Source organism: Rouxiella sp. Mn2063, from assembly GCF_049319665.1.
Lineage (GTDB): Bacteria > Pseudomonadota > Gammaproteobacteria > Enterobacterales > Enterobacteriaceae > JBMOUD01.
The window spans coordinates 74869-98359 of sequence record NZ_JBMOUD010000010.1 but is presented as its reverse complement, the minus strand read 5'-3'; the positions used below and the strand labels follow the sequence as shown (position 1 = coordinate 98359).

Here is a 23491-nt window from a genome sequence, read left to right as displayed (position 1 = left end):
AGTCTACTTTTTAAGCGACGAGTCGATACCCCATAAACTTCGAGATACAGATTAGCGGCAATTGAACACATCCCAAAAACTTATCACCACAAAACGGGCATAAGTGAGGGCCGCCGCCGCTGTGCAACTTGAAATATGACGGGTATTTATCTGGAGGTTTCTTTATGGCACACGGTCATTATGATCTTAAAAAAGCGAAGAACGGACAGTTTCACTTTAACCTGAAAGCCGGTAATGGAGAGATTATTCTCAGTAGCGAGATGTATGCCAGTAAAGCATCCGCTGAAAATGGTATTGCCTCAGTACAAGCCAACTCGCCTAATGAACAGGCTTATGAAATCAAGCCAAGTAAAGATGGGCAACATTATTTTGTGCTGAAAGCGAAAAATCATCAGGTCATTGGGGTCAGCGAAATGTATCACGCGACCAGTGATGCTAAAAAAGGCGTGCTGTCAGTCATCAAAAATGGGCCTAGTACCGATATTCGCGATCTGACAAATTAATACCTGCGGCCCGTGCAATAACAGCGAGTGATAAAGCTGTTCAACTCACTATCGAACAGCTTTTGTTCTACCCTGCCCATTTTTTTGATCTCACGCGTCCAAAGCGTAAATACCCACACACTTTCACTGCTTTTTTACCTGTCGCCAGATACAATTCCGCTCTTTCACTGCACCTAATGGCGCAGCCCTGACCTGGAATCAGACTGAGATTGGTTATGTCTTTATCAGAAACGCTTACTTCACCAGAAATCATCACGCCAGAAACCCCGGCATTTATTCCTGAATTGCTCTCCCCGGCAGGCTCGTTAAAAAATATGCGTTACGCCTTCGCTTACGGGGCCGATGCGGTTTATGCCGGGCAGCCACGTTATAGCCTGCGCGTACGGAATAATGAGTTCAATCACCAAAACCTCGCCATTGGTATTAGTGAAGCCCATACGCTAGGCAAAAAGTTTTATGTTGTCGTCAATATTGCCCCGCATAACGCCAAACTGAAAACCTTCCTGCGCGACTTACAACCGGTGATTGATATGGGGCCAGACGCACTGATTATGTCCGACCCAGGTTTGATCATGATGGTGCGCGAAGCGTTCCCCGATATGGCGGTACATCTTTCTGTTCAGGCTAATGCCGTCAATTGGGCCACGGTTAAATTCTGGCATCAAATGGGGCTCACTCGCGTCATTTTATCCCGAGAACTGTCGCTGGAAGAAATTGCCGAAATCCGCAGTCAAGTGCCGCAGATGGAGCTGGAAGTCTTTGTTCATGGCGCACTGTGCATGGCCTATTCAGGACGCTGCCTGCTCTCAGGCTATATCAATAAGCGTGACCCGAATCAGGGGACCTGCACCAATGCCTGCCGCTGGGAATATAAAGTTCAGCCAGGTAAACAAGACGATGTTGGCAATATTGTGCATCAGCACGAACCCATCCCAGTCACTCAGGTAGAGCCTACGCTAGGTATCGGCCAGCCAACCAGTGAAGTGTTTATGCTGGAAGAGAAGATGAACCCCGGCGAATATATGAGTGCTTTTGAAGATGAACATGGTACTTATATCATGAACTCTAAGGACTTACGTGCCATTGAGCACGTCGAAAGCCTGACTAAGATGGGTGTGCAATCGCTGAAAATCGAAGGGCGAACTAAATCGTTTTATTATTGCGCCCGCACCGCACAGGTTTATCGCCGGGCCATCGATGATGCGGCGGCTGGCAAGCCCTTCGACCCGTCACTATTAACCACACTGGAAGGATTAGCCCATCGCGGTTATACCGAAGGTTTTTTACGCCGCCATGTACACGATGCACAACAGAATTATGAATACGGTTTTTCGGTAAGCGATCGTCAGCAGTTTGTCGGCGAATTTACCGGCCAGCGTATGAACGGCCATGCGGAGATCGATGTTAAAAACAAATTCTCCGTTGGCGATAGCGTAGAAATGATGACGCCAAAGGGCAATATTCAATTTACTATCGAAGCGCTATACAACAAAAAAGGCCAAGTTATCGATGTCGCGCCGGGAAATGGGCATATCGTCTACCTGCCTATCCCTGACGATGTAAATCTAGATTTCGCTATTCTGCTGCGTAATTTACAAGATACGGATACCCGCAATCCTCACGGCTAAAATCGGCAAAATAACGCCGCTCGCTGCGGCGTTATTTATTTACCATCGTCCACGTACTTTTATTAGAAAACTGGTTTTTGATCACAGTGTGCTAATCAATCATTGGGTATTATCTTCGCGCAATGTATAAAAATGTAAATGAATGATCAAGGTAGACCTCGAATCACCTCCTTAGCCAGTTCCAATAATATTGGGACTGGTTTCTTTTATTTCCTCCGCCTATTTTTCTTCATATATCACGCTGAAAATTAAAAATTTAAGATAACGCTCGTTATTTTATTCCCTGACTATTCTGATAGATATCATTTAGGCTATTGGTTATGGTGAAAAATAATATTTAATTTGCATTGGCTCCTTAAACAATTGGAGTGACATCAGAATTGCAAGATATGTCCCCGATAATCTCTTGGGCGCACGGGCTGTATCAAGTATGGCGGACATAATATGGGAGAATATAATGAGTGGAATACCCAGTGCATTATTGATTTTAAACGGCAAAAGCGCCGCTAATATTGAGCTGCGTCAGGCGGTAAAGGCACTGCGTCTTGCCGGAGCTAACCTCGCCGTAAGAGTGACATGGGAACATGGCGATGCCGCACGTTATGTGGATGAAGCAACGGCCTCTGGCTTTGACACTGTCATTGCTGGCGGTGGCGACGGCACCATCAATGAAGTGGCGACAGCGCTAACTAAACTAAAAACCGCTAAAACGCCCTGCCTTGGCATCCTTCCTCTGGGTACCGCGAATGATTTCGCCAACAGTTGTGGCATTCCGCAAGCGTTGGAGCCCGCTTTACAGTTAGCAATGCAGGGACGCGCTGTGGCGATAGACCTGGCGCAAGTCAACGGTAAGCGCTGTTTCATTAATATGGCGACCGGGGGCTTCGGTACGCGCATCACCACAGAGACGCCGGCCCTGCTGAAATCGGCATTAGGAAGCGCCTCTTATTTTATTCACGGTCTATTGCGACTCGATACGCTAAAAGTAGACCGCTGTGAATTTCGTGGCCCAGATTTTTGCTGGTCTGGTGACGTATTAGTCATGGGAATCGGGAATGGTCGGCAAGCAGGCGGTGGGCAAGAAATCTGTCCCGATGCCCTGATTAATGATGGCTTATTGCAACTACGATTACTCACCTCAGAAGAGCTATTGCCTGCATTTGTGCGCAGCTTGGTAAAAGGTGAAGAGAATAAAAATATTATCTCCACATCCCTGCCTTGGCTGGAAATTAGCGCCCCTCACGACATTACATTTAATCTCGACGGTGAACCGTTAAAAGGCACCCATTTCCGTATTGAGGTTTTAGCTGGCGCCATTGAGTGTCGATTACCGCCGCAATGTCCATTACTGGCCTGACACTCAATCCAGCGTCGGGGATTTTTATCGGCATATAACAATATGGTGAACGTTCGGCCGCTTATTAATACCCAGTAATATGCATATTACGCCGAACGCGACCGGCAGGGGCTTTTCAGCGAAAGCCCCTGCACCCAACGCCTTGCGCTTAGCTTATCGGGTCGCTGCGCGACTGCCCGTGCTTACTGCTTCGGCCTTACGGGTCGGCTGAGACGGGCGTCCCTGCCCGGCTCAACCTAAAGCAGACTTCCTTGTCTGCTTTCCCCTGGCCTCATTCGTTCGCTTGGCCGATAAGATGCGCTGTTTAAGGTCAAGGTCAAGATCAAGGACAAGGTCGAGATTAATATTAAAGCCAAGGCGCGGCGTTTTTTACCACCAGCGGTGGAAGTGGTGGACGGGGCCGATGCCGTGGCCGACTTCTAGTGAATCGGCTTGGAGTAATGCTTGTTGTAGGTAGTCTTTTGCTGCCTGTACGGTGCTTATCCAGTCGTTATGGCGCGGGCGCAGGGCCGCAAGGGCGGCGGAGAGTGTGCAGCCGGTGCCGTGTGTGTGACGGGTGTTAACTCGAGGCGCGGTGAAGCGTTGACGGTAGTCGGCGGTGATCAGCCAATCCGGGCTTTCGCTGTCGCTCAGATGACCGCCCTTCATTAATACCGCCTCACAGCCCATGGTCAGCAATGCTTCGCCTTGCTGACACATTTCTTGCTCACTGGTGGCAATAGGCGAGTCGAGCAGCGCCGCGGCTTCAGGTAAGTTTGGGGTAATGATAGAGACTTGCGGCAGCAGTAAACGGCGCAACGCGTCGACAGCATCGGGGGATAACAGCGGATCGCCGCTTTTCGCCAGCATAACCGTATCAAGCACCACAAACTCTGGAGCCTGCCCCAGTTGACGATGACGCAGCAATCCCTGCGCCACCGCTTCTACAATCGCTACGTTATCCAACATGCCGATTTTGGCGCTGTCGATACGCACATCGCCCAAGACTGAATCTAGCTGTGCGCCAACAAATTCAGCGTCGATATGATACACCGACTGCACACCGCGGGTGTTTTGCGCGACGAGCGCGGTAACAACGCTGGTACCATAAGCCGCCAGCGCTGAAAAAGCTTTGAGATCCGCCTGAATACCTGCGCCGCCGCTTGGATCGGTTCCTGCAATGGTCAATGCATTAATCCGTTTCATTACAGTACCTCCCCTTGCAGGGTATACAGCTCATCTAAAAACGCAGGCACAAAACTGCCCGGACCTCGCACCGCTGCACAGGCACGTTCACCGGCGCAGGACATTACCCGACACGCGGCAGCGACATGTTGTAATCTCTCACCCGGTAAGGCAACAAACGCGGCGACCACGGCAGAAAGCGAACAACCGGTGCCGACTACGCGCGTCATCAATTGATGACCGCCAGTCACGGCATAGGTTTTCTCACCGTCGGTGACATAGTCGGTTTCCCCCGTAACCGCCACGACAGCGCCGGTTTGCTGTGCCAAGGCTTGTGCCGCAGGCAACGCCGCTAAAGAGTCGTCGGCACTGTCTACGCCCCGCCCGCTAGAATTCATTCCGCTTAATGCCATGATTTCTGAAGCGTTACCACGAATGGCGGCAGGACGAAGGCTCAACAGCTGATGGCAGAACTCGCTGCGCCAATGCAATCCACCGACGGCAACGGGATCGAGCACCCAAGGCGTTGCCGCTTGATTTGCCGCCGTAATTGCTGCCAGCATGGCATCGGCGACAGGTTGCGTCAGGGTACCGACATTGACCAATAACCCACTGGCGATCGCGCTAAATTGCGCCGCCTCACGCGGGTCTGTCACCATCGCCGGTGATGCACCCACCGCAAGCAATACGTTAGCAGTAAAAGATTGCACTACATCGTTGGTAAGACAGTGAACAAGAGGGGAAGCAGCTCGCAGTTGCTGCAAAGAATCGGCGGCGAGTGCGCCAGAAAATACGATAGGTCGAGCGTTCATGAATCTCCCAACCGGCGTTCAAGAAGGGGTACCGGTTGAGATACCTCGACTTCCCTACGCTGGCATTATCCAGATCAGGTGGTACGGGTATTTCTCAGCCTTCTAACGATTTGCAGAAGGGCACCCCGAGTCATTTAAATCAAAAACTTGCGATTACGTCCCGTTAATCACTATTCTGGATCATGCCAGCAGGAAGCCAAAGACTCAACCATAAAAAAATGCTATATATCTCAACCTGTGCCCCATAAAAAAACGACAAAAATGGTCGAATTGCAGCCTCTTGTCCTTCGTTGTCGCTGTTCGTTAATGCAGAACCGGAACGTAATGTATGTGTATGTATTAGATTTGATTAGGGAAACTAAGAGTTTTAAGACGTATAGCAAAGGTGTGGATATGAACGAATTATTGGAGTATGTAAGGATGGCACATCTATCAACCTTAACAAGTTGATTTTAAATAAATAATCGAGTAAAAAACATGTTTTTACAAAGGAGAATAAAATGTCTAGTGGAGTATTAACATTGGGTGCATCTAAAGAACTACAAAATATCAACATTTCCACGAATAATGGCAGAGAATTTATAATAAATATATACAAAGAACAAACCGGCTTTTCAGGTGATATGGTTATATTAGATAGAATATCTGGGACTAGTATATACCATCTTATATCTCAGTTAAAATCTAATGTTTGTGATATTTTCTCAGATGGTATTGATAACGTGCTTACTTACTTATGTCAATACAATGATGCAATCAGCGACATACACAATCCGTGCAACACACCGTTTATAGCCCCCCTCGACCAAAACGAAATCATTAAAAATAAAAGTATTTCCCTAAGTGTTAGGGTTAATTAAAAGTAAAGCTGGGTTAATTTCGGCTATTATGCTTTTCATTGATGCTCATAGTAAGCAAGGGTCGCCCCTCCTAGCTGCATTGAGGCTCAACATAGTTTTGAATTTGCTTTGAGTATACTATTGATGAACAATCGTAACATTTTTAATTAATATTAAAAGGTGAGCCATTTGGCTCGCCTTTTTTACTTCACAAAAGTCTAATCAATAGTTGGATAAAGGCCCGATTTTCTAGTCTTAAAATGTAAACTTAAGCGAGAAGGCTCAATTTAGGCCAAGTTATGAGAATGAATAGTGTTTTAATTTGTGCAGTAACTAGGTGGGAAAAATCACCATGAAAAACCTGGGCAAACAGGAACTGCAAGGCGGGAAGTGGCTTTGTACTTTCGAAAATAGCATTTATATGTTTATGCGAAGACCCGTTCTCAATCATGCCCGTACTAGAAGACGTTCGACACACCCGAGAACGAAAAGTAAAATATGAGAGTGATATCAATCACTCTCATATAGCTTATAATTAGATGAGTGTATAATTAAATCAAAGCATTACCAACCATTTCATTCAGCATATTTTTTAAAATCATATACACAGAGCAAACGCCGGTAATCGGTACCTTTCTTATCTGCCATTGCTCGCAAAAGCATCTCTACCTCATCAAGTACAATCCTATCGTTCCAAGCAGACCAAATTATGGCATTTATTTTATTTGTGCGAGTGATTAAATCATCAGAATATATATCATTCAAATCCTCATGCATGGAGTGAACAGAAGTAGGTAAACCAGCAAGATACTCTTCGATTTTTCTTATTTGTTGTGCTTTGAGAGAGTTACATTTTTCAAGATCTCTGCAGATCATACAAAAACCATAAACAGGAAACCACTGCGTTGAGGCAATATTAATCTTATCAATGAGTTGCAGCAACTGATGATTAGACTCATCGATAATATCAAAGTAATCTGACATAAAACTAGAGGAGTTTTTATGCTCATACTTTATAGAATTACTTGATCCAATTACTAGTATTTTGTCGCTATTATTAAGAGAATCAATGTCTTCAGTAATGTTAACTTTAATACTAGTTCCATCATCATGAACACCAGAATATATATCTTTAACTATGCTTTGTACCTTTCTTATATCCATTGCAGATACAGGTAAATTTAAATTTGATAAAGATCGATAAATTTCGACAAAATCATCCGTCTTTATTTTATTTATTCTTATCGTAGAAAATCCTTCCAAATCGATGTCGTGCTCACTTATCTCATGAGACATAGAGCCTTGTTCAAACTCTACTAAAAGGAAGTTATCTCTTATCCGCTGAGCCGTTAACGAATTTGGTTCGACATAAGTAAAAATGGTTTTAAGTAAACTCTTAATATTTTCATCACCAATACCATACCCCATAAATATAATTGGGTTATGTATAAATATTGAGAGTAACTGAGCGCGAATTAACTCGTACTTATTATCAAAATGAGTGTAATCCTCTTCAGTTATAATTACTTTTGATGCATCCTTATTACAACCATGTATTTTATAAACCGAACCATAAGGATTGCTCAATAAAATATCGTTTCCTACCAATGCCTCAAAGCCAAATACATCCTCAATGAGGCCATCATAATTAGTAGTTATTACCGAACCAATATTTTTCCTTATTTTCTTTAATTCAGCCAACTCTTCTCTTTTTTCTTCTCTATAAATTAAGCTTTCAACCAACTTAGAAATATAAATCTTGAATCGACTTAGATTATTTTCATGCTCCATCTCAGCATAAAAAACATCATTAATATCTTTAAATTTCCCATTCCGATCCTCGCCCAAAGACTTATTAAAAGCCTTTTCTAATTTTGTTGCAATTAGGGCATAGTTATACTTCCCACCAATTTGACACTCAGCTTTGATATCTAGGTAAAACTCGTTATTTCCTTTTAATTCAAAAGCAATGTGCTTTAATAAACCATCCCAAGTATGAGAGTTTTTAAGATATCGTAAACTGACACCTGCCCCGATAAAAAGTACAGGATGGTTACGATACTGTCCGATAAAATCCCGAATATTCATGTAATTAGCCTCCGGCAGGTAAGTGGGAATATTCTATATTGACTATGATAAAAATCAATCATATGAAAATTTACAGCGACCCATTGTAGACTTGCTTAAATCACTCCCAATACCACCCGCCAATCACATAACTGATAGTTCATAATGGGAATATGTGTATATAACGCCTAGTGATCCCTGACCCGCTCTTTTCATGACCAACAGATTGTTGCAAGTGCGCCAAGTTTCCAAATCGATCACGCATGTTCGCTAATACTTTGTCGATCTTCCGCATGTTCTTACCCGACACAGGCGAGAAAATTTTCTATTTTCATTGGCAGTTAACGAAATCGGGGAGTCCCTGCTAGATCAGTTGGGGCAGATAGCCACCTGCCTTGTTGCGTTCTCTATTTCCCCTAGCCCTCCTTCCGCGAACAAGAGATGGTACCGCTTACTATACTCGTCATACTTGATTTGTGACTTATCCAGGATATCTTTATTGTCTGTCAGGAAGGTTTTGAATAGCAATTTGTAAATCTTCAGATGCTTGTGGCTCGATTCAGCGTCAACTAGATCTTCAGGAGATCATCACAATAAATAGCTGTTCCAAATAGTAGATCCCTCGAAGGGAACTCAGCCCGATTTTAGCGTTCTGATCAATCGCTGAATATCCCAAACCACCGCAACCGGACTGAGCCATGTCGATCATAGCACCGATACCCGACACCTAAAGGTGTTTGATGCAAAAAATTATCCATAAAACATGTGATAAAAACCATGCTCGTAGACTCACCGCGATATTGATGCTTCATCGTGGGCACAAGATAAGTGATGTCGCCAAAACACTTTGTTGTGCCCATTCATCTCTGGAGCGCTGGATTAATTGGTTCACTCTTTATGGGATAGACGGCCTGAAATCACCGCCCCCGGGCCGTGAGCGACGCTGGCCGTTTGGGCATATTTGTGCACTGTTACGCCAGTTAATTAAGCATTCACCCGATGATTTTATCTATCAGCGCTCTCGCTGAAGTACTGAACTATTAGCAATAAAAAATCAATGTGATAACAGGATATCGTTTGCATACTTCAACCGTTCGTCGTTGGCTTCCTGCCGCAGGGCTTGTCTGGCGAAGAACTGCGCCAACACTGCGCATTCGCGACCCACACAAAGACGAAAAAATGGCGGCTATCGCCGACGCTCTCGAGCAATGCAGCGCCAGAAGTCCAGTGTTTTACGAGGATGAAGTCGATATCCATCTCAATCCGAAAATCGGTGCAGACTGGCAATTGCGTAGCCAACAAAAGCGCGTTGTTACACCGGGTCAGAACGAAAAACATTATCTGGCTGGCTCGTTACACAGTGGTACGTAAAAAGTCAGTTATCTCCGCGGCAACAGTAAAAACTCTGGGTTATTTATCAGCCTGTTAAAACATCTAAAAAGTACGTACCTGTGGGCAAAAACAGTCACACTGTTCGTCGATAATTACATCATCCATAAAAACGCAGAAACCCGTCGCTGGCTGAAGAAAAATCTCAAATTTATAGTTATTTATAAACAGGTCTATTCGCCGTAGATAAACCACGTTGAACGGTTTTCGCAGGCATTGCATGACACGATAAACAGGAATCATAGCTGCCGGTCGATGTGGCAATTATTAAACAAAATACGCCACTTTATGAAAACGGTCAGCACATTGCCCAACGGTAAATACGGGCAAACAAAAGTGTAGCGGTATTAGGATTAGCTAGTTACTGGCGCTCTACTCACCTCGCATTTCAGTGAATGCAGCCAACCATAAATGATTACATACGTAAGCCCCCAACTACAGCAATACCCCGCAGTGTTCGGTATGATTTTAGACTAAATTATGATCCGGTGAACAAAGACGCCGCAAAACCGGTTACGAGATAGCTCATGAAATTGTGAGTGAGTCTTGCTGATTTCAGTAAATTCAATACTGATGATTGTCAGGCTATTGTCTACACTGCAAATGACCGTTAGATAAGTGCCCTATTTACACCATTTTCATGAGAGGAATGAGTTTATGACCAGCCTTGTCAAAACCAAGGGAAGGACTGTAACCGGAGTCCATTTTCTTCAGCAGTCAGGCCATAGCTTTAAGTACCGTGTTTGTATGGATAGCATTAAACGCAAATTGTCAGTTGAAGTGAAACCTGAGCATCATCACCTTTTTAGAGCACGTGCTGATGGTGTTCACCATTCACAAAAATTTTCGACTATAGATGAAGGCTCTCAGCATCTGATTGAATTCTTATACAAGATGACTGGCGTTCGCTGTACCATCTAATTTTGAGAATATACTCCCCCTAAACCTTGACCAAGATGTAAGCCTCTCACCAGACATAATCAATCACACTGGGGTAACTTGTTAGTGTTCTGGTAAAAGTATCTAAAATTTTTTACTAACAACGAGATAAAATGAAATTTCCGTATTTAGCCTAGATTCTCCTTGTAACTACAATACCCGCTACTGCGGCGCAAAGAATCAACGTTCCTTACCAGAAACATTATGCGTGTACGTTGCTACTTACTGGGACACCACAACAAGCCCCAGACCTTTACGCGGCAGTTAATGCACGTTCTGGCGCAATGACTCTGCAACGTGCTGGGGCGGAGGTTTATTACGCGAAGAAAATCGCCGATGACATTTGGCAGGAGATAAACCCCGAACCAAATCAGGCTGTAGAATATATAAGAGTCACAACCGATGGCATGTTGGACACCTACAAAGCAAACATCCACATTAGTACGTGCATTGAAGTGGAGTGAGCCAGTTGTTAACTGATAGGGGCTATCATGCACTGCCCCTACTTATTGTCACCGTTAAAAATGGGGGATTACCTTTCTCAGCCAATCAAACTTATCGGCAACCCGAGTCGGTCATAACATCGTTATCTTGTCTGCCTAACGCAGACCACCACAGGGTAGAGGTCTGCTTTAGACTTGTAACCCACTCCTGCAAATAAGCACTACATTTTCACTAAACGAGACGTCCCCGCGACAGCAATAAGCAGCGCAGCGACCACTAAAAAGGCCAGTGGCAATGAACTGTAGTGAGCGATAAAACCAATAGAGGCTGGCCCCACCAGCACGCCCATGTATCCTAGCGTGGTGACAGCGGGCACAGCCACGGCTTGCGGCATGCTGTTTTGTCTGCCTATCGCCGAGAACATCACCGGGACGATATTCGCACAACCGATGCCAATCAGGGCATAACCGAGCAACGATAGCTCCCACCAAGGGACAAAAATAATCAGCGCAAATCCAGCAACCGCGATTAACGCGCCGCCGACCACCACTTTTTGCGGCCCCAGATAGGCTACTATCTTGTCGCCAGTCAAGCGTCCTGCGGTCATCAATGCCGAGAAACAGGCAAAGCCTAATCCCCCCAACGTATCAGACAATTGGCGATGTTCGGTGAGAAAGACTGCGCTCCAATCCAGCACCGTGCCTTCCGCCAGGAACACCACAAAACAGATCCCGCCCAAAATCAGTACCGCCCCGTGAGGGATCGCAAAGGCTTTCCCTTCCGCTGGGTTGGCATAACCAAGCAGATTACTGATGCTAACTGCCAGTAATACCAAGATAAACAACGCCGACACCAAACAGGCGTATAGCGGATCAAGACCCAGCATTAATAAACCGCTCATTGCCCCAGCGCCGGCAATTCCACCCACGCTATAAAAGCCATGAAATCCCGACATCATCGGTTTACCTGCGGCTTTCTCAACGATGATGGCCTGAATATTCATCGCGCAATCGGTGGTGCCGATGCCGATACCAAACAGTAATAAAGCAATAGCGAGTAACGCCGGGCTAGTAATTATCGGTAGCAGTGGCAATACAATACTGAACAACGCCACAGAAAAAATCAGCACCATTCGGCATCCGAAACGGCTGGTCAATGCGCCAGTTACTGGCATTGCCGCCAATGCCCCGCCCCCCAAACACAGTAGCAACAACCCCAATGCGCCGTCGTTAACGCCGGTATTCAATTTGGCAAAAGGGACCAACGCCGCCCATGCTGCGGTGGCAAAACCGGCGACAAAAAACATAATTCGCGTGGCACGTTGTGCGCAGCGACCTGGTGTCTCTTCACGGTGCAGCTCTTGCACAGCTTGAGTAAAATCTTGCATGACAGCGTCTCTCGTCAAACTCTTTGTTATCAAACAGGCCCACGCCGAACGCAATAAGCCTGCTGTTATTTAGTCGTTGAGGTTAGTTATCCGTTGAGGATTGCCAGAACCTGTTGATGCAAAGCAGGACAGCCGCTGGCCACCACCGGTCCGCCGCTTTCGGCGCTCTGCCCCCAAAGCGTAGTCACAATACCGCCTGCCTGCTCGATGATTGGGATAAGAGGAACGATATCGTAAGGTTGCAGAGAGAATTCAACACAGACGTCGATATGTCCGGCAGCAAGCATCGCCATTGCATAACACTCACCGCCATAGCGTGTCATACGCGTGCGCTCAACCAGCGCCGAAAAATTAGCTTGCGTGCGCAAGTGCTCCGGTTGAGGTGAGGTGGTATGTAATATCGCCTGCTCTAGCGGAATATATTTACGCGTTTGCAGTACTGTCTGTCCGTGGAAGCTGCTCGAATATGCTCGAATGCCGTCAGACCAGAAACGCTCACCAGTATGCGGCTGGCTCATCATTCCCATGACCGCCTGGCCTTCATAAAGCAACCCAATCAGCGTGCCCCACACCGGCAGACCACAAATAAAAGGGCGCGTGCCGTCAACGGGATCAAGCACCCAGCGGAACGGCCCTTCGCCGCTAATACCAAACTCTTCGCCCATAATGGAATGGTCTGGGTAACGCGCACCGATCAATGCCCGCATCGCCCTTTCCGCTTCTCTGTCCGCCGCGGTTACCGGGTCAAAACGTTCGCCCTCTTTCGGCTTAGTGTCAACCTGTAGGTTGTTGGTACGAAAACGAGGAAGCGTTTGTTGGCTGGCGGCGTTCGCCAGTTCATGGAAGAATGCAATGTCGGGAAGTTGCTGATTCATTTTTTATCGCCTTTCAACAGCGTTATACAGAGGTTGAGTGATGACGGCATGATGGTTTATGCTCGACCATGCAAGATTATGATCAATTACGGAGAGTTTCAATGCTCGAATATGCTTCTTTTCCTGAACAGCGCCACACGTTCATTCGTAAGATCCTGCAAGATGAAGGTCGCGTGGTCTGTACCGAGCTATCTTCCAGGCTGAACGTTTCCGAGCATACGGTGCGCCGAGACCTTAAGGAGCTGGCGAGCGAAGGGGTTTGCAAGCGCGTGCATGGCGGAGCCGTGGCGATTTTACCGAGAACGGATAATTTGCAGGCTCGAGCAGCCGATAGCAGCAGTGAAAAGCGATTATTAGCGCTAGGGGCTGTAAAACTGATTAAGCAAGGCAGCTGTATCTTTGTTGATGCTGGCAGCACCAATCTGCAATTAGCCAAAGCTCTGCCCGACGATCTGGCCTTAACCGTGGTGACAAATTCCCCCCTGATTGCGGTTGAAGCGATGAAACATCCGCTGTGTGAAACCATTATCTTAGGAGGACGGCTGGATAAACAAACCGGCGGCAGCCTGGGGATTACGGCACAACTCCAGCTTAATGCCATTCACTTTGATCAAACCTTTTTAGGGGCCTGCGCGATGGACCCAGAGCAAGGGGTCAGCGCATTTAACTATGAAGATGCCGAGTTTAAAAAAGTGCTGATCGCACGCAGTAATGAGATTATCGTGGCGCTAACGGCAGAAAAATTCCCGGCAATTACCCGCTATTGCGTCGCTTCTTGCGATGAGATTTCAGTACTTTTGGTAGAAGAGAGCCGCTCGAAAGATAAAATAGCGGCATTTGCAGATAAGGATTTGACCATCACGTTGGTCTAGTTTTATCGATGTCAGTTTAGCCGGCAGGATTTAACATCAATAGTCATCCATGACTATTATCTCGATGAAAACTAGATGAAATAAAACTAATGCGCATCAGGCGATGGGGCTTTCACTGCGCCGGGTTTGCGCATTAAAGGCACCATTAACATTGCCACAATAAACGCTACCATAATCAGCAAAAACGCATCAGAAAACGATTGAGTTTGTGCCTCACGAAACGTCAGCGATGACAGCTGTTTTAATGCCGCAGTTTGCGCCGCAAGCAGGTCCATTCCACCTTGAATAAAATGGGCCGTCGAACTCTGCAACAGACTATCCATCGCCTGATTCGTATTATTAAGATGGTCAGCCAGCCTGCTGTAATGCAGATTGGTACGATTATTGAGGACAGTACCACAGCAGGCAATGCCAATGGCCCCGCCTAAGTTTCGCATCAAGTTAAATAAGCCCGATGCCTGTTTTAATCGCTCTGGCGGCAGCGCCCCCAATGTCAGCATCACCGTGGGCGCTACGGAAAATTGCTGGGCCGCGCCGCGAAATGCCTGCGGCAGTAAAAACTGTGCCGAACCCCAATCGTGAGTGATCGGTGTGAACAACCACATTGAGAGCGCAAAGGAGCCGAGCCCGACCATCATCAGCCAGCGTAAATCTACCCGGTTGGCTAGCCACGAATAAACCGGAATAGATAATATCTGGAATACACCAGTCGAGAAGATGGTGATACCAATATCCAGCGCACTGAATCCACGAATATTCCCCAGGAACAACGGCGTTAGATAAATAGTCGCGAAGAGGCCAACGCCGGTAATAAATGAGAAAAAACAGCCCAGCGAGAAGTTGCGGTTTTTTAACGCCCGCAGATCCACAACCGGATTGACATAGCTTAAAGAGCGCCAGATAAACAACAATCCCGATATTCCGGCAATCCACGCCGTGCTGGCAATCACCGAATCGTCCATCCATCCCCAACGCGGCCCTTCCTCTAAGGTATATTCCAGGCAACCTAGCGACAACGACATCAGCACGATGCCAAAATAATCCGCTTTACGCAGCAATGACCATTCCGGCTTATCAACCCTGACTAATATTGGCACCACAATAGCAATAAACAGACCGGGGATCAGATTGATAAAAAACAGCCAGTGCCACGAGTAGTTATCGGTGATCCAGCCGCCCACGGTGGGCCCAAGCGTCGGTGCCAGCGAAGCCAACGCACCGATGGTCGCCGCGGCAATCACCCGCTGTTTGCCGGTAAAAAAGGCAAATGAGGTGGTGAACACCAGCGGGATCATCGACCCGCCCATAAATCCCTGTAAGGCGCGAAAGGCAATCATACTTTGGATATTCCACGCCCAGCCGCACAGCAAGCTCATCACGGTAAAACCTGCCGCCGAAACAGCAAATAACCAGCGAGTAGACATTACCCGAGCCAGCCAGCCCGATAGCGGAATCACAATGATTTCGGCAATCAAATAGCTGGTCTGCACCCACACGGTTTCATCCGTTCCCGCTGATAATCCACCGCCGATATCTCGCAGTGAAGCCGAAACAATCTGGATATCCAGCAAAGCGATAAACATCCCAAGGCACATGGTGGCGAAGACAAACACCTTCTTCGCCATGCTCATACCCGCGGTGCCTAATACCGCAGGGGCTGGTGTTGTGCCACTCATCGTCCACTCTGCTCGTTCACGTCAACGGTGACTGAAAGACCCGGACGTAAGATACCGAAATTCGCGTCATCCCCTTCTAATAAAATACGAACCGGTACGCGCTGGACGATTTTAGTAAAGTTGCCGGTGGCATTCTCCGCGGGCAACACACTAAATTGCGACCCGGTAGCAGGAGACAAGCTGCCAACGTGACCATGAAAAACGCGGCCAGGCATAATATCCGCGCGAATATCTGCTGGTTGTCCGGCCCGCATATGTGTCAGTTGATTCTCTTTGAAATTGGCATCAATCCACAGCCCATGTTCGGGCACCAACGACAACAGTTGCACGCCGCTGGAGACATAAGCACCAATCTGCGCGCGCCGATTACCTACGTTGCCATCAAAAGGCGCACGTATTTCGGTATAGCTGAGGTTTAACTGCGCAATATCACGCTGGGCAATTGCCTGATCCAACGCAGCCTGCGCCTGTTCTTTACGTGCATCTAATACCACTAGCTGGCGCTGTGCTGCCGTGATATCTGCTTTAGCTTTTTGCTCATTAGCATCGGCCTGCAGATAATCCGCTGACGCTTTTTCACGGCTTTGCACAGACACCGCTTCTGAGTTAGAAAGTACGCGATAACGATGGTTATCATCACGAGTGCGCTGGGTTTCTGCGGCGGCGGCAAGTGCAGTCGCCTGAGCGCTGGCGATATTTGCCAACTGTAGCTGACGGGTAGCCGCCAGATCGGTTAACTGCGCACGCTGAGCGGCCACGTTACCTTCAGCCTGTGCCAGCGCGGCCCGATAATCGCGGTCGTCAAGTTTAACCAGTAGATCGCCTTTTTTAACTCGCTGGTTATCTGTCACCGCAATCTGGGCAACATAGCCGGAGACTTTGGCAGACATTACGCTGATGTCGCCTCCTACATAAGCATCGTCGGTCTCTTCAATAAAACGACCGGTTTGCCACCAGTGAACCCCATAAAAAGCTGCGCTAATAAGCAATGCTAACACAATAATAAATAGAAATATTTTCTTGCTGGCGGGCTTACGTGAAGCGGTATTTTCCGCAACTACATCGATGGTGGCGCTCATTATTTTTCCTGAGAAACGCTAAGAGGATCGTATTTCGCCGTCGTCACACCGGCTTGTTTTTGCTTAATATAGTCATAGCGATAACGCATACCCGGACTCGCTGCCGGGCCCGGTACCAACGCGTACTCTTCTAAGGAGATCGGTTTACCGGTATCGAGATCCACCATTCCCACCCGAACAGGACGTCCGGTTTCCCGCTCTACGACCTCGATTGCCCGCCCTTCTGGCGCGAAATTACGTGTCCCCCACTCCGAGAGCGCTAACAGCACCGGGCGAAAATCTAAACCCAATTCCGTCAAAATGTACTCATAACGCACCGGCTTTACAGAATATTGAATACGCTCCAATAACCCGTCTTCAGTCAACGCATTTAAGCGGCTGGTTAAGATATTCGGCGCGATATTGATGCTTTTCTGAAACTCGTCAAATCGCGTCAGGCCAGCAAGAGCATCACGCATAATCATGATGCTCCAGCCATCACCAATACGACCAAGGCTACGAGCTACCGGACAGACCATATTACATAGCGCATCGTTCTTCATTTTTATGACTCCAACCTAGTCACTTGCATTTTGATAGTTATGCTGCGCCAGTCAGTTGCAAAATGCAAGTAACCAGATTGGTATTTTTAATACCAGGTTTTTTTGTAGGGTTTAAAGGACGTTAGCGTACAAGAATGGATCAACCAGCGGAGGCGGTGAGCGTGCTTTGCACACGCCCATAACGTGATAAATTAAAAACGATAATTAAGCATAGTGACGAAAATATCATCGGTACTGATACGGTTTGCTTGGGTAAATTCACTTTTATTGAGCAGATTCAGCTTATATTCCAGCATCAAAGCCAAGTTCTTATTCAAATCATAAGTTGTCGCCAAATCGAGAAACTTGGTGGTGTTCTTTTTATTACCATATTGGCTATTCTGCGTTTTACTCATGCCTTGCGTGTAGCCAATGGAAGGCCGCAATCCCCAGTTGAATTGATATTGTGCCAATAGCTCCACCGCCTGGGTTTTCGGGGCGAAGCCATCAGTGCGGCCAATATAGTGAATGTTATGTACATCGGCATACATGGCAGCAAGATAGATATTATTAGCGTCATATTTTATCCCAGCATTCCAGCCGTGAGCTTTGTTGCCTTGCTGATCTTGACGCTGTTGGCGGGTACGATCTGAATTGGCGTACGAGGTCCCAAAACTGATGCCATTATCCAGCGCGTAGACCAGTGACATTCCGGCACCAGAGCCATTCTGATGCGCCACGCCGCGCGGATTATTACTTCTTGGACCTAATTCTCGCTCAGGATCGTTTACTCCATCATTTTTGCCCTGTACTTGCAGGCCGAAGGATAAACCATCAATTAAATCGAAAATATCACGGTTACGATAGGTGGCGATATTATTGGTGCGGTAGGTCATAAAGTTATCAATACCGTCATAACTCAAGCCGCCAAAGACGGGAACAGGTGCGCCGGTCCAGCCATTGATATCATTTAAAATTCCGTAGTCTCGACCGTAATTAAATGTGCCATATTTGCCAAAACTCAGGCCAGCAAAAGCAATGCGCGTAGTATTCTTTTTACTGCCCATTGTCTCCGCTTGGTTAAACTTGACGTTATATTCCCAACGAGCAAACCCCGTGGCTAATTCACTTATTCGGGTCTCCCCCTTGAAGGTGAATTTTGCCTTGGATTGATCGCCATCAATACCTTTATCTTTCGATGAGTAATATCTGACTTTAAAAGAACCATCAAGAGAAATACGGTTGCCATCTTGGTTATAAATTTGTGCTGCGGTGGCTGTTTGATTCATACATCCTAAAGTAATAAAAAATACCAGAGAATTAATACAAAGGCGTCGATATCTCATTATTATCCTGTTTTTTTTTGCAAAATTATTCCCGCAGTAAATTAGTTTACACAGGATTATTTTTATGCGATAACGCTCGCACATTTATTGCACTAACAAAACATCCATGAATAAAAATTTGATACCGCTCGCATTTTTATAATGCCAAATAAGAATAATAACTCGGCACTTAACATTAATAATATTTAAATACAAAATAATAGGTAGTTGTTATGAAAAAGCAGGTCAGAATTCTCAGCACCATTGCACTGATAATATCCGTATGTGGCAGCATCGGTTCGTCTTATGCAGAACCCGCACATAGCCTTACTCCTGGCGTCACTCTTTCCGAACTGAATCAACAATATCCAATCCACTGGGTATCAATCGAACAAATCGCCGAGCAACTCAAAGGCCAAGCGCCAATTAGCGTCGGATTTGATATTGATGATACGTTGCTCTATTCCAGCCCTGCGTTCTTCCACGGACAGCAGGTTTATTCCCCTAATAGCCAGGCATATTTGAAAAATCCTAAATTCTGGGATGAGGTCAGTAATGGCTGGGATGAATTTTCAATACCTAAAGAGTCCGGTGCTGCACTATTAAAAATGCATTTATCACGTGGTGATCATGTTTATTTCATCACCGGACGTCCGATGCCGTCTTCAGGTAAAGAGACATTGACTAAAACGTTGCAGAAAGACTTCAATATTAGCGATACCCAGTTAAATAACGTTATTTTCGCCGGTGTAGGCGATGGCAAAAAAACCGATCATATGAAAGAGCATCATATCACCCTATTCTACGGTGATTCTGATAATGATATTGCCGATGCACGGGCGGCAGGTGCGGAAGGCATTCGAGTTTTACGCCCCCTCAACTCCACTAATCGCCCGATGCCAAAAAATGGTGACTTTGGTGAAAAAGTCGTCATTAACTCAGAGTTTTAATATTAATGGGGGGCCAGATATTGGCCCCATTCTTATAATAGCCAGGGACCGCATTGCATAGATAAAATGGAATATAACCAACAAAATTTTGAACACAATTTGCTCCAGTTGCTCCTTGCTCATCCTCAGAAAAAATATAGCGTGCAAGAAATTGTCGCTGAGTTTCAAAATGTCACCCGATATAAAGTGGAATACCGGCTCAATAAGCTTGCAGAACAAGGGAATATCACCTGCCATAAACAGTGTATTGGCATCGTGACGCGCCATTATTGGCAGGTTGTTTAATCCGCTCTTTTTACTGATTGAACTGCGTCCTTTTATTTTTGTATCCTGCTGTGCAGACCACTATAAAAGGATCGCCGCGTGCTGATACGTCCTTACCAAGAAGCTGACCGACCATTTTTACGTACGCTCTATTTAGCCTCCCGCAAAGCAGCCTGGCACTGGGTTGATCCCGATAGTCTGGCGCTGGAGGATTTTGACCAAGCAATCCTCGATGAACAGGTCATCGTGGCCGAAGAAAATGGTCACCGCCTCGGCTTTGCTTCCATTTTCACCGCCGAAAACTTTCTGCATAACCTCTTTGTCGCGCCCGATATACAAGGACAAGGTGTCGGCAGCGCCTTATTGCACGCCGCCGAACAAACGTTCACCTCTACCGGTTCCTTAAAATGTTTGGTCAACAGTGAAAAGTCCGTCAAATTCTACCAGCGCCACGGTTGGGAAATTATCGCCACCGGCGATAGTCCAAAAGGGGAATATTATCTGTTCCATTTTGTTTTGCCCTAGGCTTAGCGGTTCATTCGCCCGACGATATAGACCATGCAAACAGCTAAGGCCAAAATTAACGTACCAAGCCACATCGAGCTGTGTAAACCAACGTTGTTAACCGCAATACTGCCGGCCAATGAACCCAGCCCAATAGAGAGTTGGAACACGCTGGTATTCATGGCCTGTGCAGCTTCAGGAGCATGCAATGTCGCGTTATATAACCAAAGTTGCGTCGCTACCGGCGCCATTCCCCAGGATATCGCCCAGACCATTAACGCAACACCGGCCAGAATCGGGCTGGTCGCGAATGTAGCTATAGCGGCTAATGACAAAACAAAAAGCCAGGCGGTCACCACGACCGTATTATGTAAATTCTTCCCGGCAAAAGCCCCACCGACAAAATTTCCAATCACCGTCGCTACACCGTAGGCAAACAGCAGAACGCTAACCACTTCGGTACTAAGATGAGTGATCTGTTCCAGATAAGGGGTAACAAAGGTGTAACCCGCATATTGCCCGGCAATAATAAAGATCACGGTCAGAAAAATCGCACGAACCTTGGCATTCTTCAGCAAGCCAAAGAAATCATGAGTGCTCACCCCCTGTTTCATCTTGAGTTTTGGCAGAAAAATAAACTGCAGGATAAAACAGATGATAGCCAAGATACTGGCGCCTAAAAAACCTTCTCGCCAATTGGCATAGGCACCGATATAGGAACCAGCTGGAACCGCGATAACAGAACCAATAGAGATACCAGCAAAGACTAAAGAAGACGCAGCATGTACTTTTTCGGCAGGGACCAGTTTTGCCGCGGCAGTGATTGAAATCGCCCAAAACCCACCAATAGCAATTCCAAGAATAACGCGAGCAATTAGCAAGGTCGCAAAGCTTTCGGCTTTCCAGGACAGCACGCTGGAAATGATGAGTAAGGCAGTAAAACCAAGCAACACAAGCTTACGGTCAACTTTCCCGATAGCAACGGCCGTCATAGGGGCGGCGATAAATCCGAGTATAGCGGTGACGGTAACAACCAGACCTGCGGTGCCTTCAGTAATGCCAAGGTCGCGGCTGATGCCGGGAAGCAAACCGACGGGTAAAAACTCGGTCACCACCAAAGAAAGTGCGCCGAGTGCGATAGTCAACACCCCCAACCAAGAATACGTTGGGGCATTATCTAAAGCGTGTTGTTGTGAAGACATAGTGACTTCCTTAAAAATGAAATGCTTACTAATCAACTGTTCGAACTAATTCACTCACTAGCTAATCCACGGTGCTTACTAATCAAACGTTGTGTCAGCAATAAGTGCTTACGACGGCAATTTGATGTCCTCCAATGAAGGCCATCGCCGCGCCTTCATTGGAATGTCTATGCTTTTTGAACAGCTTGCTTGCGATAACTAGGATTGACGATAACGAGGTGCTGGCGTCCCCACCTGAGTTGCCGCAAACAATGTGGCGCGAGCAACGTCGTACTCGGTCCATAAATTGTCATCGGCTACCGATGGCCAAGTGACCGCCTCTTCCATATCAAAACCGGTCAGTGCTGCATCCACGCACTCTTCTGCACTCATTACTGTCTCTGCGCGCAATGCTGATAAAGGCACGCCTGAAACTTCTTCGCTCCAAATTTCAGTTGCCGTCGATGCTGGCAACACGACTTGCGCCTTGACTCCGGTACTCACCAATTCGGCTTGTAACCCGCGGGTGAAGGCCAATACATAAGCTTTGGAACCACTATAGACCGCGCTGTTCGAGAGTGAATGGACGGCCAAAACGGAAGCGATGTTGATAATCGCCCCTTCATTTCGTGATAAAAATCCTGGCAGTACGGCATGAGTAAGACGCGTCAAGGCGGTGATATTGAGCGCGATTTGAGAGTTAGAGTCATGCAAAGAGGAGTCTCCCAGTGTTTTCAACTTGGCGAGTCCCGCGTTGTTCACGAGGATACTGATATTGGCGTCGTTAGCCAGGATGCTTTCGATGCTGGCCAGATCCTTTTCATCTTCAAGATCGGCGGCCAGTACTTGGACGTTGGCATCATAAGTCTTAGATAACTTGTCGGCTAAGGCTGCCAGACGATCGGCGCGACGAGCCACCAGCATCAGGTTATAACCACGCGCGGCCAAACGGTCAGCATATACCGCACCAAGCCCAGAAGAGGCACCCGTTACTACCGCAGTTTTTTTCAAAGTGGACATAATTTACTCCATAAGATTAAACTTGAGCACTCAACCAATTAGTTGAGTACTCAAGTTTATAATCCTATAGATTGTCCTTGTCAATAAGATTGAACTACCCCATCCTTGCTTTTTTAGATAAACCCTTGATGAAATGAAGACGGTGAGCGACATGAATAAGACAGAAAATAACGGGATGAATGTCTTTGAAGTCTTAGCCTGCACTAACACCGCGCTAAGGCGCGCAGCCCGCAGATTAAGTCACTTATATGACGATGCACTTGCCCCACTTGGCTTGAAAGCAACGCAAATAAGTTTGCTGTGTGAAATTGAACGCCTGACTGCCAGTAACGCGGGACAAGCGCCATCGTTACAAAGTCTGGCGACCAAACTATCAATCCAGATTTCTGCTATCACACACGCTCTCAAGCCATTGATCCGCGATGGCCTTGTTGAGTTACAGCCCGACAAAGATGACAAACGCACTAAACGTGGAGTTCTGACGCCAGCGGGAGTTGCACATCTGAACGAAGCCTTACAGCATTGGTCCAGAGCGAATCAGCGAGTTGAGGATATATTGGGAGTAGAATCAGCAGCGACTTTACGCGCGCTTGCCGATCGCGTTGCCTCAGATGAATTTCTGGCACAGTACAATCAAGATACATCTGCCGAAACAGAAAGATCCTGATCATTTTCAAAAAAATAAATTAATTAAT

Annotated in this window: 21 protein-coding genes, 2 pseudogenes and 1 riboswitch; of the genes and pseudogenes, 11 read left to right on the top strand and 12 right to left on the bottom strand. The window is 46.7% G+C overall.

Annotated features, from left to right (window positions below; translation table 11 throughout):
- Window positions 1-164 precede the first annotated feature (164 nt).
- The 3 genes from ACL9RG_RS15450 (at window position 165) to yegS (ending at window position 3488) form a co-directional block, all read left to right on the top strand.
- The gene (locus ACL9RG_RS15450) at window positions 165-503 is read left to right on the top strand and encodes a YegP family protein (protein WP_422793507.1); all 339 of its coding nucleotides are present in this window, start codon (window positions 165-167) and stop codon (window positions 501-503) included.
- Window positions 504-718: 215 nt separating this feature from the next.
- Entirely contained in the window at window positions 719-2131 is a 1413-nt protein-coding gene (yegQ, locus tag ACL9RG_RS15445) for a tRNA 5-hydroxyuridine modification protein YegQ (protein WP_422793506.1), read from the top strand.
- A 466-nt stretch (window positions 2132-2597) separates the two neighbouring features.
- Complete coding sequence (gene yegS, locus ACL9RG_RS15440) at window positions 2598-3488, top strand: lipid kinase YegS (protein ID WP_422793581.1); 891 nt, start codon at window positions 2598-2600, stop codon at window positions 3486-3488.
- Between the two features lie 369 nt (window positions 3489-3857).
- Here yegS and thiD read toward each other — a convergent pair whose 3' ends face one another.
- Window positions 3858-4673, bottom strand: a complete 816-nt coding sequence (gene thiD / locus ACL9RG_RS15435; RefSeq protein WP_422793505.1) for a bifunctional hydroxymethylpyrimidine kinase/phosphomethylpyrimidine kinase — start codon at window positions 4671-4673, stop codon at window positions 3858-3860.
- On the bottom strand, window positions 4673-5464 hold the full coding sequence (gene thiM / locus ACL9RG_RS15430) for a hydroxyethylthiazole kinase (RefSeq protein WP_422793504.1): 792 nt from the start codon (window positions 5462-5464) through the stop codon (window positions 4673-4675). The genes thiD and thiM overlap by 1 nt, the downstream gene beginning before the upstream one ends.
- 34 nt (window positions 5465-5498) lie before the next feature.
- Window positions 5499-5602, bottom strand: a riboswitch (TPP riboswitch).
- Between the two features lie 362 nt (window positions 5603-5964).
- On the opposite strand from thiM, the gene ACL9RG_RS15425 reads away from it, so the two are divergent.
- Window positions 5965-6324, top strand: a complete 360-nt coding sequence (locus ACL9RG_RS15425) for a hypothetical protein (protein WP_422793503.1) — start codon at window positions 5965-5967, stop codon at window positions 6322-6324.
- Between the two features lie 555 nt (window positions 6325-6879).
- Here the strand turns inward: ACL9RG_RS15425 and ACL9RG_RS15420 are convergent.
- Window positions 6880-8391: an SIR2 family protein gene (locus ACL9RG_RS15420; RefSeq protein WP_422793502.1), complete on the bottom strand. Its 1512-nt coding sequence runs from the start codon at window positions 8389-8391 to the stop codon at window positions 6880-6882.
- Window positions 8392-8530: 139 nt separating this feature from the next.
- Window positions 8531-8952 (bottom strand): annotated as a pseudogene (locus ACL9RG_RS15415) (integrase); the annotation flags it as partial.
- A gap of 158 nt (window positions 8953-9110) precedes the next feature.
- Between ACL9RG_RS15415 and ACL9RG_RS15410 the strand changes: the two are divergent.
- The 3 genes and pseudogenes from ACL9RG_RS15410 (at window position 9111) to ACL9RG_RS15400 (ending at window position 11162) form a co-directional block, all read left to right on the top strand.
- Window positions 9111-10101: pseudogene (locus ACL9RG_RS15410) on the top strand (IS630 family transposase).
- 315 nt (window positions 10102-10416) lie between these two features.
- Window positions 10417-10680 (top strand): hypothetical protein, encoded by a 264-nt coding sequence (locus ACL9RG_RS15405; protein WP_422793501.1) that lies wholly within the window; start codon window positions 10417-10419, stop codon window positions 10678-10680.
- 233 nt (window positions 10681-10913) lie between these two features.
- Window positions 10914-11162, top strand: a complete 249-nt coding sequence (locus tag ACL9RG_RS15400; protein WP_422793500.1) for a hypothetical protein — start codon at window positions 10914-10916, stop codon at window positions 11160-11162.
- 200 nt (window positions 11163-11362) lie between these two features.
- On the opposite strand, the gene ACL9RG_RS15395 is transcribed toward ACL9RG_RS15400, so the two are convergent.
- The gene (locus ACL9RG_RS15395; RefSeq protein WP_422793499.1) at window positions 11363-12529 is read right to left on the bottom strand and encodes an MFS transporter; all 1167 of its coding nucleotides are present in this window, start codon (window positions 12527-12529) and stop codon (window positions 11363-11365) included.
- 86 nt (window positions 12530-12615) lie between these two features.
- A complete protein-coding gene (gene hisN, locus ACL9RG_RS15390; protein WP_422793498.1) occupies window positions 12616-13404 on the bottom strand; it encodes a histidinol-phosphatase in 789 nt (262 codons plus the stop codon).
- 101 nt (window positions 13405-13505) lie between these two features.
- Here hisN and ACL9RG_RS15385 point away from each other — a divergent pair, with 101 nt between their 5' ends.
- On the top strand, window positions 13506-14276 hold the full coding sequence (locus tag ACL9RG_RS15385; protein ID WP_422793497.1) for a DeoR/GlpR family DNA-binding transcription regulator: 771 nt from the start codon (window positions 13506-13508) through the stop codon (window positions 14274-14276).
- Window positions 14277-14362: 86 nt separating this feature from the next.
- On the opposite strand, the gene ACL9RG_RS15380 is transcribed toward ACL9RG_RS15385, so the two are convergent.
- The 4 genes from ACL9RG_RS15380 to ACL9RG_RS15365 form a co-directional block, all read right to left on the bottom strand.
- Window positions 14363-15907, bottom strand: a complete 1545-nt coding sequence (locus tag ACL9RG_RS15380; protein WP_422793580.1) for a DHA2 family efflux MFS transporter permease subunit — start codon at window positions 15905-15907, stop codon at window positions 14363-14365.
- Window positions 15908-15948: 41 nt separating this feature from the next.
- Window positions 15949-17031, bottom strand: a complete 1083-nt coding sequence (locus tag ACL9RG_RS15375) for an HlyD family secretion protein (protein ID WP_422793496.1) — start codon at window positions 17029-17031, stop codon at window positions 15949-15951.
- Window positions 17031-17573, bottom strand: a complete 543-nt coding sequence (locus ACL9RG_RS15370; RefSeq protein ID WP_422793495.1) for a winged helix-turn-helix transcriptional regulator — start codon at window positions 17571-17573, stop codon at window positions 17031-17033. The genes ACL9RG_RS15375 and ACL9RG_RS15370 overlap by 1 nt, the downstream gene beginning before the upstream one ends.
- Window positions 17574-17764: 191 nt before the next feature.
- The gene (locus tag ACL9RG_RS15365) at window positions 17765-18841 is read right to left on the bottom strand and encodes a porin (RefSeq protein WP_422793494.1); all 1077 of its coding nucleotides are present in this window, start codon (window positions 18839-18841) and stop codon (window positions 17765-17767) included.
- 269 nt (window positions 18842-19110) lie between these two features.
- On the opposite strand from ACL9RG_RS15365, the gene aphA reads away from it, so the two are divergent.
- Window positions 19111-19827 carry an acid phosphatase AphA gene (gene aphA, locus ACL9RG_RS15360; RefSeq protein ID WP_422793493.1) on the top strand — a complete coding sequence of 239 codons (717 nt, stop codon included), beginning with the start codon at window positions 19111-19113 and terminating at the stop codon, window positions 19825-19827.
- 363 nt (window positions 19828-20190) lie between these two features.
- Window positions 20191-20616 (top strand): GNAT family N-acetyltransferase, encoded by a 426-nt coding sequence (locus tag ACL9RG_RS15355; RefSeq protein ID WP_422793492.1) that lies wholly within the window; start codon window positions 20191-20193, stop codon window positions 20614-20616.
- A gap of 2 nt (window positions 20617-20618) precedes the next feature.
- Here the strand turns inward: ACL9RG_RS15355 and ACL9RG_RS15350 are convergent, their stop codons facing one another.
- Window positions 20619-21797 carry an MFS transporter gene (locus ACL9RG_RS15350; RefSeq protein WP_422793491.1) on the bottom strand — a complete coding sequence of 393 codons (1179 nt, stop codon included), beginning with the start codon at window positions 21795-21797 and terminating at the stop codon, window positions 20619-20621.
- 198 nt (window positions 21798-21995) lie between these two features.
- Window positions 21996-22796 (bottom strand): SDR family NAD(P)-dependent oxidoreductase, encoded by an 801-nt coding sequence (locus ACL9RG_RS15345; RefSeq protein WP_422793490.1) that lies wholly within the window; start codon window positions 22794-22796, stop codon window positions 21996-21998.
- Window positions 22797-22947: 151 nt separating this feature from the next.
- Between ACL9RG_RS15345 and ACL9RG_RS15340 the strand changes: the two genes are divergently transcribed.
- Entirely contained in the window at window positions 22948-23463 is a 516-nt protein-coding gene (locus tag ACL9RG_RS15340) for a MarR family winged helix-turn-helix transcriptional regulator (protein ID WP_422793489.1), read from the top strand.
- The last annotated feature ends 28 nt before the right edge of the window (window positions 23464-23491 follow it).